The organism is Saccharothrix sp. ALI-22-I (genome assembly GCF_001984175.1).
Taxonomy (GTDB): Bacteria; Actinomycetota; Actinomycetes; order Mycobacteriales; family Pseudonocardiaceae; genus Actinosynnema.
Genome location: NZ_MTQP01000061.1, coordinates 46,432 through 58,856, shown reverse-complemented (window position 1 = coordinate 58,856; position 12,425 = coordinate 46,432). Strand labels below are relative to the sequence as shown.

Genomic DNA, 12,425 nt, shown 5'->3' with positions numbered 1-12,425 from the left:
GGCCCGGTCGTCGCTGTCCTTGGTGTAGCCGGGTGAGCGGTACTCGTTCCGCGACGCGTTCCACAGCACACGGTCGAAGTTGGCCTTGATGCTGTCGCGCCGGCTCTGCCAGCCGATGGACTGGATGTCCGTATTTGCGGAAACTTCCCGTGCCGCCCTACTGCCGCCGCTGGGTCGAGGCGCGGACGACCAGTTCGGGTGTGAACAGGATCTGGCTGTGTTCGTGGTTGGGGTTGGTGGCCTCGTCCAGGAGGAGCTTCGCCGCGGTGCGGCCCAAGTCGAGGCGGGGTTGCCGGACCGAGGTCAGGGGCACCGCCGCCGCGGCGGCGAAGTCGATGTCGTCGTAGCCGACGATGGCCAGGTCGGCCGGGACGCGGATGCGCTGGCCGACGCACGTCTGGAGCAGGCCGAGCGCGAGCAGGTCGTTGGCGCAGAACGCCGCGGTCGGGCGGGTCGCGGCGGGAAGGCCGGCCAGGCGTTGGCCCGCGTTGCGGCCTTCCGCCACGCTGAGTGCCGATGTCCTCAGGTCGACCAGGGCTTCCGGGTCCATGCCCGCTTCGGTCATGGCCTTGAGGGCGCCGAGCCGCCGGTCGCGGACCTGGCCGAGGGTGTCCGGCCCGCCGATGTAGGCGATGCGCTCGTGGCCCGCCTCGATGAGGTGCTGGACGGCGAGTGCTCCGCCGAGCACGTCGTCGACCGCGACCGTGCAGTGGGTGTTCCCGCCGCGATTGCGATCGACGATGACCACCGGAGTCCCCCGCTGGGGCAGCTCGTCCAGGATGGCCGCCTCGGGATCGATGGGCGTGATCAGGATGCCCTGGACGCGCTGCTGTTCGAGCCGGTTGAGGTAGGTGACCTCGCGGGCGACCCGGTTGTCGCTGTTGCAGTTGAACAGCGACATGTCGGCCTCGTCGGCGGCCTCCTCGATGCCGCGCGCGACGTCGATGAAGAACGGGTTGGAGGCGTCGAGCATCACGTACGCGAGGGTGCTGCTGCGTCCGCTGCGGAGCTGGCGGGCGAACTCGTTGGGCACGAACCCGAGATCGGCCATCGCGGCCTGGACCCTGGCCTTCGTCCGGGGGTTCACGCGTTCCGGGTGGTTGAGCACGTTGGACACCGTGCCCACCGAGACCCCGGCGTGTTCCGCGACGTCCTTGACGCCCGCGGGCTTCGACTCGCCGCGCTGCCGCCGTGCTCCCGGAGGGTTCGACTTCGCCGTGGCCATGCGCCCGTCCTTGATTGAAACGTGTAACTGAGTGAGTTCAGAGCGTGTGCGAGTGTCCCGAGGTGGGAGCTCGCCGGTCTGCGTCCGGCCAGTGTAGACGGAAGTTGACCAGGCCTTTTTGTGTGACAGCCGTTGACGGTGAATGTTCCGTCGGCGTAACGTTCAGCCACCTGAACTTGAAACCTTTCAATTTGGAGGTTGCGCATGGCGCGGGACGACGCTGTTCCACTGCTGGCAGTACGCGACGTCACCAAGTCGTTCGGCGCCGTGGCCGCGGTCGATGGTGTGTCGTTCGCGCTGCACGGCGGCGAGGCTCACGCGCTGGTCGGTGAGAACGGGGCGGGCAAGTCGACCATCGTCAAGATGCTGGCCGGCGTGCACCGCCCGGACTCCGGTGTGATCGAGATGGACGGCACCCCACTGGCGCTGGGCAGCCCCGCCGACGCGCGTGCCGCGGGCATCGCGATCATCTACCAGGAGCCGACGCTGTTCCCGGACCTGTCGGTCGCGGAGAACATCTTCATGGGCCGTCAGCCGGTCGGGCGGCTGCGCCGGATCGACAAGGCCGTGATGAAGGCGGAGGCCGAGAAGCTGTTCGACCGCCTGGGCGTGCACCTCGATCCCGACCGTCCCGCGCGCGGCCTGTCGATCGCCGACCAGCAGTTGGTCGAGATCGCCAAGGCGCTGTCGGTCGACGCCCGGGTGCTCGTCATGGACGAACCCACCGCGGCGTTGTCGGGCGTCGAGGTCGAGCGGCTGTTCGCCGTCGCTCGCACCCTGTGTGCGCATGGCGCGGCGGTGCTGTTCATTTCGCACCGTTTCAACGAGGTGTTCTCGCTCTGCGAGCGGATCACCGTGATGCGGGACGGTCGCTGGGTCTCCACCGACCCGACCGCCGACCTGACCGTCGACCAGGTGGTGCGGCGGATGGTCGGGCGTGATGTCTCGGCGCTGTTCCCCAAGGAAGAGGTCGAACCGGGGGAGGTCGTGCTCGACGTCCGCGGCTTGACGCGCCACGGCGTGTTCTCCGACGTCACCTTCTCGGTGCGCCGCGGTGAGATCGTCGCGCTCGCCGGCCTCGTGGGCGCCGGGCGCAGCGAAGTGGTCAGGGCGGTCTTCGGCATCGATCGCCTCGACGCGGGCGAGGTGTACGTGGACGGCGTGCGGCTGCACGCCGGGTCGCCGGCCGCGGCGATGGCGGCCGGACTCGCGCTGGTGCCGGAGGACCGCCGCCAGCAGGGCCTGGTGATGGAGCTGTCCATCGAGCGCAACGCCACCCTCACCCGGCTGGGCGCGCTGGCCCGTGCCGGACTGCTGTCCGGGCGGGGCGAGCGGCGTGCCGCGCGCGAGTGGACCAGGAAGTTGCAGGTGAAGTACGGGCTCCTGGCCGATGCGGTCGGCACCCTGTCGGGCGGCAACCAGCAGAAGGTGGTGCTGGCCAAGTGGCTGGCGACCGAGCCGAAAGTGCTGATCGTCGACGAGCCGACCAGGGGCATCGACGTGGGCACGAAGGCGGAGGTGCACCGGCTGATGTCGCAGTTGGCGGGCCAGGGCATGGCCGTGGTGATGGTGTCGTCGGAGCTGCCCGAGGTGCTCGGCATGGCCGACCGCGTGCTGGTCATGCACGAGGGTCGGGTCACCGCCGAACTCGGCCGCGCCGAGGCCAACGAGGAGACGGTGATGTTCGCGGCGACCGGGCAGAACGGAACGGCGGCATGAAGACTTCCGAGAAACACGCCGGCGCGCAACGTGCCGCCGGGTCCGATGTGGACGGGCAACGGCCCAGCCGGCGCACCGGTTTCGGCCGGCGCGTCCTGGCGGCCAGGGAACTGGGCATCATCGTCGCGCTGACTCTGCTGGTCGCGGTGACCACGGTGGTCAACCCGGCGTTCCTGTCCGCGCAGAGCGTCCGCGACGTGTTGTTGGGCGCCTCGATCCTGGTCATCCTGGCGGTCGGGCAGACGGTCGTGATCGTCTCCCGCAACATCGACCTGTCGGTGGGCGCGGTGCTGGGACTCGTGGCGTTCGCGACCGGCAAGCTGTTCGGCGCGGCGCCCGGCACACCGATCATCGTCGCGGTGCTCGTGGGGATCGCGCTCGGCGCGGCGTGCGGTGTGATCAACGGTGTGCTCGTCGCGGCGGCCAGGGTGCCGGCGCTGGTGATCACCCTGGGCACCCTCTACATGTTCCGCGGCATCGACCACTCGTGGGCCAAGGGCGAGCAGATCAACGCCGCCGACATGCCGGCCGGATTCCTGCGCCTGGGCACGTCGACGCTGCTGGGCACCCCCCTGCTGGCGGTCATCGCACTGGCCGTGGTGCTCCTGGTCGGCGCGTACCTGCAGTCCTACCGCTCGGGACGGGAGCTGTACGCGATCGGCTCGGAGCCGAACGCGGCCCGCCTGTCGGGCATCCCGGTGGGGCGGCGGGTGTTCGTCGCCTTCGTGGTCAGCGGCGCGATGGCCGGGTTGGCGGGCGTGCTGTACGCGGCGCGGTTCGGCACCATCGACGCCACGGTCGGCACCGGGATCGAGTTGCAGGTCGTCGCGGCGGCCGTGGTCGGCGGCGTGGCGATCTTCGGGGGCAGCGGCAGCGTGTACGGCGCCGCGGTCGGCGCGGTGCTGCTGACCACGATCGGCAGCTCGCTGGCCGTGCTGCGGATCAACCCGTTCTGGCAGCAGGCCGTCGTGGGCGGTCTCATCCTCGCCGCCATCGGGCTGGAGCGGCTGCTGGCCGTACGAGCGGCGAACCGTTTGCGAGGGAGGACGTCCCATGGCGCATGACACGCTGTACGCACACCCGGAAGCACCCGCTCCGGAGCCTGGAGCACGCCGGGCCGGCGCGCTGGGGCGGGCCTTGTTCACCCGGTGGGACACCTGGGTCGTCATCGTCCTGGCGCTCGTCGTAGTGGGTGCCGGAGCGTCCGTGGACGGGTTCGCCGGTCCGCGCAACACCCAGTTCCTGTTGATGGACATCGTGGCGATCGCGCTGATCGCGCTGCCGATGACGCTCATCGTGATCACCGGCGAGATCGACCTGTCGGTCGCGAGCACGCTGGGCCTGTGCAGCGCCGTGATGGGCCAGCTGTGGGTGGCGGGACTGCCCTTGGAGCTCATCGTCGTGCTCGTGATCCTGCTGGGCGCGGTCCTGGGCATGGTGAACGGCCTGTTCGTGACGAAGTTCGGCCTGCCCTCGCTCGCCGTCACCATCGGCACGCTCGCCGCGTACCGGGGCCTGTCGTTCGTCGTGCTGGGGGACCAGGCGGTCGCCGACTTCCCCCGGCAGTGGACGGATGCCGCGTCGAGCACCATCGGCGGCAGCCCGGTGCCCTGGTCGGTGTTGATCGCCGTGGTGTTGGCCGTGGCCTTCGCCGTGGTGCTGCACTGGACGCCGTTCGGCCGGTCGCTGTTCGCCATGGGCAACAACGCCGAGGCGGCGACGTTCGCCGGTGTCTCGGTGAACAGGGCCAAGTTCTGGCTGTTCGTGGCCTCCGGTGCGGTCGCGGGACTGGCGGGCGTCTACTGGACGCTGCGCTACGCCAGCGCCCGTGCGGACAACGGTTCCGGGCTCGAACTGGCGGTCGTCGCCGCCGTCCTGCTCGGCGGTGTGTCCATCTTCGGTGGACGCGGGACGTTGCTCGGCGTACTCGCCGGTGTGCTGCTGCTGGGCAGCCTGCGCAACGCCCTGCAACTGGCCGACGTTCCGGCCGACACCCTGAACGTCGTGACCGGTGCTCTTCTGATCACCTCGGTGGTCGTGCCCAACGTCGTGGGAATGGCCCGCTCGTGGCTCCGTCAACGACGACATCAACGGGGATGACCAAGCCCCGCACATTCCACGCGTGCCGCACCTGTTCCAGGACGGCCGGTCAGGAAGGAAATCCCATGTCACTGCGCAATTCCCCGTTCCGGCGCAGCCTTCGCATCGGTGTCATCGCCACAGCGCTCACCGCGGTGCTGGCCACTGCCGCGTGCGGTGGCACCACTCGCGGCGGTGAGGACAGCGCCGGTGACGCGACCGGTCAGGCGACCGGCCAGGCGAACCCGAACGCTGCGATCAAGGAAGGCCTCAAGATCGCCTTCCTGCCCAAGCAGGTCAACAACCCGTACTTCACCGTCTCCGACAACGGCGGCAAGTCCGCAGTGGAGGAGCTCAAGGGCGAGTACAAGGAAGTCGGCCCGTCGGAGGCCAACGCCTCCTCGCAGGTGAGCTACATCAACACGCTGTCGCAGCAGGGCACCGACGTGATCGTGACGTCGGCCAACGACCCGAACGCCATCTGCGGTGCGCTCAACGACGCCCGCAAGGCGGGGGCGAAGGTGGTCACCTTCGACTCCGACACCAAGCCGGAGTGCCGCGACGCGTTCGTCAACCAGGCGACCGCCGAGGGCATCGCCGAGAACCAGGTCAAGCTGATCTCCGAGCAGATCGGTGGCGAGGGCAAGATCGCCGTCCTCTCCGCGACCCCCAACGCGACGAACCAGAACGCCTGGATCGAGCTGATGAAGAAGGAGCTGACCAAGCCCGAGTACAGCAAGATCGAGCTGGTGACCACCGCCTACGGCAACGACGACGACCAGAAGTCGTTCCAGGAGACCCAGGGCCTGCTGCGCTCCTACCCGGACCTGAAGGGCATCATCTCGCCCACCACGGTCGGTGTCGCCGCCGCCGCCCGGTACCTGTCCGGCTCGGAGTTCAAGGGCAAGGTCGCGCTGACCGGCCTCGGCACGCCGAACCAGATGCGGGCGTTCGTCAAGGACGGCACGGTCAAGGCGTTCGCGCTGTGGAACCCGGCCGACCTCGGCTACCTGGCGGCCCACGTGGGCGCGTCCCTGGCGTCGGGCCGGATCACCGGCGCCGAGGGTGAGAGGTTCACCGCGGGCAAGCTCGGCGACTACACCATCGGCAAGGACGGCGTGATCGTGCTCGGCCCGCCGACGGTGTTCGACTCGGGCAACATCGACCAGTTCGATTTCTGACCCGAGACCGGGTCGCCTGTCGTACCCCGGTGCCGTGCGCGTGACGCCGGCACCGGGGTGCCCGCCCCCGAAAAGGGCCAGCTGAGGAGATGTGATCGACGTGCCTGACGTGAAGGCCGTGAAGCAAGCTCTGCGCAACCAGCGGATCGAGACGCCTTCGTGGGGGTACGGCAACTCCGGTACCCGCTTCAAGGTGTTCGCCCAAGCCGGTGTTCCGCGCACCCCCGAGGAGAAGATCGCGGACGCCGCGACGGTCCACCGGTTCACCGGCGTGGCGCCGACGGTCTCGCTGCACATCCCGTGGGACAAGGTGGACGACTACGCCGCCCTGTCGCGCCACGCCGCCGACCTCGGGGTCGGGCTCGGCGCGATCAACACCAACGTCTTCCAGGACGACGACTACAAGCTCGGTTCGGTGACGAACCCGGACCCCGGCGTCCGCCGCAAGGCGACCGACCACCTGCTCGAAGCGATCGGCATCATGGACGCCACCGGGTCGCGCGACCTCAAGCTGTGGTTCGCCGACGGGCTCAACTACCCCGGCCAGGACGACCTGCGCGACCGGCAGGACCGGCTCGCCGAGGCGTTGCGCGAGACCTACGCGCGGTTGGGCGAGGGCCAGCGGATGCTGTTGGAGTACAAGCTGTTCGAACCGGCTTTCTACGCCACCGACGTCCCGGACTGGGGCACCGCCTACGCGCACTGCCTGGAACTGGGGCCGCGGGCGACCGTGGTCATCGACACCGGGCACCACGCCCCCGGCACCAACATCGAGTTCATCGTCGCGTTCCTGTTGCGGCAGGACAAGCTGGGCGCGTTCGACTTCAACTCCCGCTTCTACGCCGACGACGACCTGATGGCGGGCGCGGCCGACCCGTTCCAGCTGTTCCGGATCATGAACGAGATCGTCCGGGCGGACGCGTTGGACCCGGCGTACGGCATCAACTTCATGCTCGACCAGTGCCACAACATCGAGGCGAAGATCCCGGCGGTCATCCGCTCGGTGATGAACGTCCAGGAGGCCACCGCCAAGGCGCTCCTGGTGGACCGCGAGGCACTGCGGACCGCACAGCAGGAGGGTGACGTCCTGGGTGCCAACGCGGTGCTGATGGACGCCTTCAACACCGACGTGCGGCCGCTGCTGGCCGAGGTCCGGGAAGAGGCGGGGCTGGACCCCGACCCGGTCGCCGCGTACCGCCGCAGCGGGTACCAGAAGCAGATCGAGGCCGAGCGGGCACACGGGCCGCAGGCCGGCTGGGGCGCCTGAGCGTTGGCGCCGAAGAACGAACCGAGGGACACCACGGAGATGACCATCGATACCGTCGCCGACCTCATCGCGCGCAGCAACGCGCTCGGCGCGGACCCGCGCAACACCAACTACGCCGGGGGCAACACCTCCGCCAAGGCCGCCGCGCTGGACCCGGTGACGGGGGAGGAGACCGACCTGCTGTGGGTCAAGGGCTCCGGGGGAGACCTCGGCACCCTGACCGAGGCGGGCCTGGCCGTGCTGCGGCTGGACCGCCTCCGGGCGCTCGTCGACGTCTACCCCGGCGTGGACCGCGAGGACGAGATGGTGGCCGCGTTCGACTACTGCCTGCACGGCAGGGGCGGTGCGGCGCCGTCCATCGACACCGCCATGCACGGCCTGGTCGACGCCGCGCACGTCGACCACCTGCACCCCGACTCCGGTATCGCCCTGGCCACCGCCGCGGACGGCCAGGCGCTGACGAAGGAGTGCTTCGGCGACCGGGTGGCCTGGGTGGACTGGCGCCGGCCCGGCTTCCAGCTCGGCCTGGACATCGCCGCGGTGAAGCAGGCCAACCCGCAGGCCATCGGCGTGATCCTGGGCGGGCACGGCATCACCGCGTGGGGCGCGACGTCCGAGGAGTGCGAGCGCAACTCGCTCGACATCATCCGCACGGCCGAGCGGTTCATCGCCGAACGCGGCAAGGCCGACCCGTTCGGTGCGGTCGTGCCCGGTTACGAGCCGCTGCCGGTCGAGGAGCGGCGCGCCAGGGCCGCCGCGCTGGCACCGGTCGTCCGCGGCCTGGCGTCCACCGACCACCGGCAGGTCGGCCACTACACCGACACCGGCGTGGTGCTCGACTTCTGCGCGAGCGAGAAGCTGCTGCCGCTGGCGGCGCTGGGCACCTCGTGCCCGGACCACTTCCTGCGCACCAAGGTCCGCCCGCTCGTGGTGGACCTGCCCCCGTCGACGCCGATCGAGGAGGTCGTGGCCAGGCTCAAGGAACTGCACCAGGCCTACCGGACCGAGTACGCCGCCTACTACGAGCGGCACGCCACCCCGGACAGCCCGCCGATGCGCGGCGCCGACCCGGCGATCGTGCTGGTGCCGGGCGTGGGCATGTTCTCGTTCGGCAAGGACAAGCAGACCGCGCGGGTGGCGGGCGAGTTCTACGTCAACGCCATCAACGTGATGCGTGGCGCCGAAGCGGTCTCGACCTACGCGCCCATCGCGGAGAGCGAGAAGTTCCGCATCGAGTACTGGGCGCTGGAAGAGGCCAAGCTCCAGCGGATGCCCAAGCCCAAGCCGCTGGCCGGCCGCGTCGCGCTGGTCACCGGCGCCGGTTCGGGTATCGGCAAGGCCATCGCGGAGCGGTTGGGCGCGGAAGGCGCCTGCGTGGTGGTCGCGGACCTCGACACGACCGCCGCGACGGCGGTGGCCGAGGGGATCGGCGGCAGCGACCGGGCGATCGCGGTCACCTCCGACGTCACCGACGCCGACGCCGTCCAAGCCGCGGTGGACGCGGCGGCGCTCGCCTTCGGCGGGGTCGACCTGGTGGTGAACAACGCCGGCCTGTCGATCTCCAAGTCGCTGTTGGAGACGACCGAGCGCGACTGGGACCTGCAGCACGACGTGATGGCCAAGGGCTCCTTCCTGGTCTCGCGGGCCGCCGCGAAGGCGATGATCGACCAGGGCTTCGGCGGTGACATCGTCTACATCTCGTCGAAGAACTCGGTGTTCGCCGGGCCCAACAACGTCGCCTACGGCGCGGCCAAGGCCGACCAGGCGCACCAGGTGCGGTTGCTGGCCGCGGAACTCGGCGAGCACGGCATCCGGGTCAACGGCGTCAACCCCGACGGCGTGGTCCGCGGCTCCGGCATCTTCGCCAAGGGCTGGGGCGCGCAGCGGGCCGCCGTCTACGGCGTGCCGGAGTCCGAACTCGGCAAGTTCTACGCGCAGCGCACCCTGCTCAAGCGGGAGGTGCTGCCCGAGAACGTGGCCGCCGCGGTGTTCGTCCTCACCACGGACGAACTCAGCCACACGACCGGCGTGCACATCCCCGTCGACGCAGGCGTCGCCGCGGGATTCCTCCGGTGAGTGCCGACCTGCGTGTGGCCGCTGTCGACCTGGGTGCCACCAGCGGCCGGGTGATGGTCGGCACGGTGGGAGCCGGGCACCTCGCGCTGGACGAGGTGCACCGGTTTCCCAACGGTCCGGTCCGCGTCGCGCGCCCCGGCGGGTCGACGCTGCACTGGGACATCCTGGGCATCTACCGGGAAACCCTGGCCGGGATCGGGGCGGCCGACCGGGCCGCCCCGATCGCGGGGATCGGCATCGACTCCTGGGCCGTCGACTACGGATTGCTCGACGGGGACGGCGCGTTGCTGGGAAACCCCGTGCACTACCGCGACGCGCGCACGGCCGACGCGATCCAGCGGGTGCGCGCGATCGTGCCGGATGACGAGCTGTACAACGTGACCGGTCTCCAGCAGTTGCCGTTCAACACCCTGTACCAGCTCGCGACCGAGGTGGGTGGTCCCCGGCTGGGCTGCGCCGAGACCGCGCTGCTGATCCCCGACCTGATCGCCTACTGGCTCACCGGCGTCGTCGGCGCCGAGCACACCAACGCGTCCACCACCCAGCTCTACGACGTGTGCGCCCGCACGTGGGCCACCGACCTCGCCGGCAAGGTCGGCATCCCGGCCCGCCTGCTGCCGCCGCTGCGGTCGCCGGGACAGGTCATCGGCACGTTGGTGCCCGAAGTCGCGGACGACCTGTCGGTACCGCGGTTGCCGGTGGTCGCGGTCGGCTCGCACGACACCGCGTCGGCCGTCGTCGGCGTGCCTGCGGAGCCGGGGACCAACTTCGCCTACATCTCGTCGGGCACGTGGTCGCTCGTGGGGGTGGAGCTGGACGAGCCGGTGCTGTCCGCCGACGCGATGGCGGCCAACTTCACCAACGAAGGCGGTGTCGACGGCGGCATCCGCTTCCTCCGCAACGTGATGGGGCTGTGGGTGCTGTCGGAGACGCTGCGCACGTGGAAGGCCCGCGGGGCGCCGGCGGATCTGGCGAGCCTGCTCGCCCAGGCGGCCGCGATGCCTCGGCTGCGCGCCGTGGTGGACATCGACGCGCCGGTGTTCCTCCCGCCCGGAGACATGGTCGCCCGCATCGAGAACGCCTGCCGTGACACCGGGCAGCACCCTCCCGCCACACCGGCGGAGATCGTTCGCTGCATCCTGGACAGCCTCGCCCTGGCGTACCGCCGCACCGTCCGGCAGGCCGCGGTGCTGTCGGGACGACCGGTCGACGTGGTGCACGTCGTCGGCGGCGGCGCGCGCAACGACCTGCTGTGCCAGCTGACCGCCGACGCCTGCGGCGTCCCGGTCCTGGCCGGGCCGGTCGAGGCGGCCGCTCTCGGCAACGTGCTCGTCCAGGCCCGCACGCTGGGTGCGGACCTGCCCGACATCGCCGCCATGCGGGCACTGATCCACTCCACCCACGAGCCCCGCCGGTTCACGCCGTCGGGTGACGGCGGCGAATGGTCCGCAGCCGAGGCCCGCAGCATGTCCGGCTCAGCCGACTCCAGGGGGCGGTAGAACGACGAACCGGCGTTAACGCGGCCATCAGCGTGCGCGGTCGTAGACCAGGGCGATCTCGCCGAGCTTGCCGGTCTCCTGGTGCGTGAGCGTCCACTTCGTAGCCGGCAGGCCGTCGTCGAACAGCCGCTGCCCGCCCCCGGCGATCTCGGGGCAGCTCATGAGGTACAGCCGGTCGAGCAGGTCCGCCGACAGCAGCGCCTTGATGATGCCGGCGCTGCTGTTGACCAGGATGTCGCCCTCGCCGGTGGTCTTGAGGTCGGCGACGACGTCGGCGGCGGGGGCGTTCACCACGCGGGTGTGTTCCCACGGCGCCTCGGTCAAGGTGGTCGAGAGGACCACCTTTTCCGTGTCGATCAGCCACTTCGCGTAGCCGCGATCACGTGGATCGGCGTTCCCGGTCCGCGACCGCGGATTCCGCTTCGATGGCAGCGCGGTACCGCGCGATGACGTCTCGCTCGCCGTCGTGCGCCTCGGCGGTCTCGACCAGTTCCCGCAACCGGTCCACGAGAGCCGCCAGCGGCGCGGTTTCGACCGCGTAGACGCGACGTTGGCCGAGTGGGAAGACGGTGACGAGGCCGGCGCGGGCGAGGGCCTGGAGGTGTTTGGTGGTCTGCGGCTGCCGCAGCCCGGTCAGCTCGGCCAGTTCACCGACAGGCCGGGGCCGCTCGGCGAGGAGCTCCACGATGCGCCACCGTGCGGCGTCACCCAGTGCTGATGCGATCCGGTCCACGGATCGAAGTATTCACCCATCAGAATATTCGCGTCAAGGAATACCTTGCGGTGGTTCACCGGATGCCCGCGGCGTGGAGCCGCCGAGTGGCGTCGACGTCGATGCTGGTCCTGGCGGGCGAACCGCTCGGTGAACTCCCGACACCACCGAGCGCGCCTACCACCACCGCGATGAGCAGCAACGGGAGGAGCAGAGTTCTGACCAGCATGGCCCAGCACGCCTTGCCGCCGACTCGACCACCGTCCTTGATCCGTACGAGCCGCGTGCCGGTGAGGACCGCGCCGAGTGCGCGGCCGTTGCCGTAGCACAGGCCGTACAGCAACGGCACCGTGAACAACCACGAGAGCATCAGCAGGGTGAGGGTTCCGTCGGAGAATCCTGTTTGGACGTACACGACCGACATGACGACGAAACCCAGCCCGACACCCAGCATGAACACCACGAAGTCGACCAGCCACGTCAGGAACTGCGCTCCGTCACCGGCCTGGACGTACAGGGTCCCGTTGTCGAACGCCGCGAGCCGTTGGGCGGTTCGCCGTCCGAGCACGTGCTCCGCGTGCTCCTTGGCGATCTCCAGCCGGGTCGACGGTCGGTCCGTCCTGGGGACTGTCACAGCACTCTCCTGTTGTGTTGTCGGCATGGTCCA

At 70.1% G+C, this 12,425-nt stretch carries 9 protein-coding genes and 2 pseudogenes; 7 read left to right on the top strand and 4 right to left on the bottom strand.

Annotated elements, in window-relative coordinates:
• Positions 1-157 precede the first annotated feature (157 nt).
• Entirely contained in the window at positions 158-1,225 is a 1,068-nt protein-coding gene (locus tag ALI22I_RS20830; protein WP_077007215.1) for a LacI family DNA-binding transcriptional regulator, read from the bottom strand.
• A 204-nt stretch (positions 1,226-1,429) separates the two neighbouring features.
• Here ALI22I_RS20830 and ALI22I_RS20825 point away from each other — a divergent pair, with 204 nt between their 5' ends.
• The 7 genes from ALI22I_RS20825 to ALI22I_RS20795 all read left to right on the top strand — a co-directional run bounded on the left by ALI22I_RS20825 (position 1,430) and on the right by ALI22I_RS20795 (position 11,046).
• Complete coding sequence (locus tag ALI22I_RS20825; RefSeq protein WP_077007214.1) at positions 1,430-2,944, top strand: sugar ABC transporter ATP-binding protein; 1,515 nt, start codon at positions 1,430-1,432, stop codon at positions 2,942-2,944.
• Positions 2,941-4,008, top strand: a complete 1,068-nt coding sequence (locus tag ALI22I_RS20820; RefSeq protein ID WP_083751889.1) for an ABC transporter permease — start codon at positions 2,941-2,943, stop codon at positions 4,006-4,008. Before ALI22I_RS20825 ends, ALI22I_RS20820 begins: the two co-directional genes overlap by 4 nt.
• The gene (locus tag ALI22I_RS20815; RefSeq protein ID WP_083751888.1) at positions 3,998-5,044 is read left to right on the top strand and encodes an ABC transporter permease; all 1,047 of its coding nucleotides are present in this window, start codon (positions 3,998-4,000) and stop codon (positions 5,042-5,044) included. Before ALI22I_RS20820 ends, ALI22I_RS20815 begins: the two co-directional genes overlap by 11 nt.
• Before the next feature lie 65 nt (positions 5,045-5,109).
• Positions 5,110-6,204, top strand: a complete 1,095-nt coding sequence (rhaS, locus tag ALI22I_RS20810; protein ID WP_077007213.1) for a rhamnose ABC transporter substrate-binding protein — start codon at positions 5,110-5,112, stop codon at positions 6,202-6,204.
• Positions 6,205-6,295: 91 nt separating this feature from the next.
• Positions 6,296-7,471: an L-rhamnose isomerase gene (gene rhaI / locus ALI22I_RS20805; protein ID WP_077007212.1), complete on the top strand. Its 1,176-nt coding sequence runs from the start codon at positions 6,296-6,298 to the stop codon at positions 7,469-7,471.
• Between the two features lie 39 nt (positions 7,472-7,510).
• On the top strand, positions 7,511-9,547 hold the full coding sequence (locus ALI22I_RS20800) for a bifunctional rhamnulose-1-phosphate aldolase/short-chain dehydrogenase (protein ID WP_077007350.1): 2,037 nt from the start codon (positions 7,511-7,513) through the stop codon (positions 9,545-9,547).
• A 53-nt stretch (positions 9,548-9,600) separates the two neighbouring features.
• Positions 9,601-11,046 carry a rhamnulokinase gene (locus ALI22I_RS20795; protein ID WP_238598499.1) on the top strand — a complete coding sequence of 482 codons (1,446 nt, stop codon included), beginning with the start codon at positions 9,601-9,603 and terminating at the stop codon, positions 11,044-11,046.
• A 27-nt stretch (positions 11,047-11,073) separates the two neighbouring features.
• On the opposite strand, the pseudogene ALI22I_RS20790 reads toward ALI22I_RS20795, so the two are convergent.
• The 3 genes and pseudogenes from ALI22I_RS20790 to ALI22I_RS20780 form a co-directional block, all read right to left on the bottom strand.
• A pseudogene (locus tag ALI22I_RS20790) lies at positions 11,074-11,442 on the bottom strand (dihydrofolate reductase family protein); the annotation flags it as partial.
• A pseudogene (locus ALI22I_RS20785) lies at positions 11,438-11,779 on the bottom strand (ArsR/SmtB family transcription factor); the annotation flags it as partial. The pseudogenes ALI22I_RS20785 and ALI22I_RS20790, both read right to left, overlap by 5 nt.
• 55 nt (positions 11,780-11,834) lie before the next feature.
• Complete coding sequence (locus ALI22I_RS20780) at positions 11,835-12,392, bottom strand: hypothetical protein (RefSeq protein ID WP_077007211.1); 558 nt, start codon at positions 12,390-12,392, stop codon at positions 11,835-11,837.
• Between the last annotated feature and the right edge of the window lie 33 nt (positions 12,393-12,425).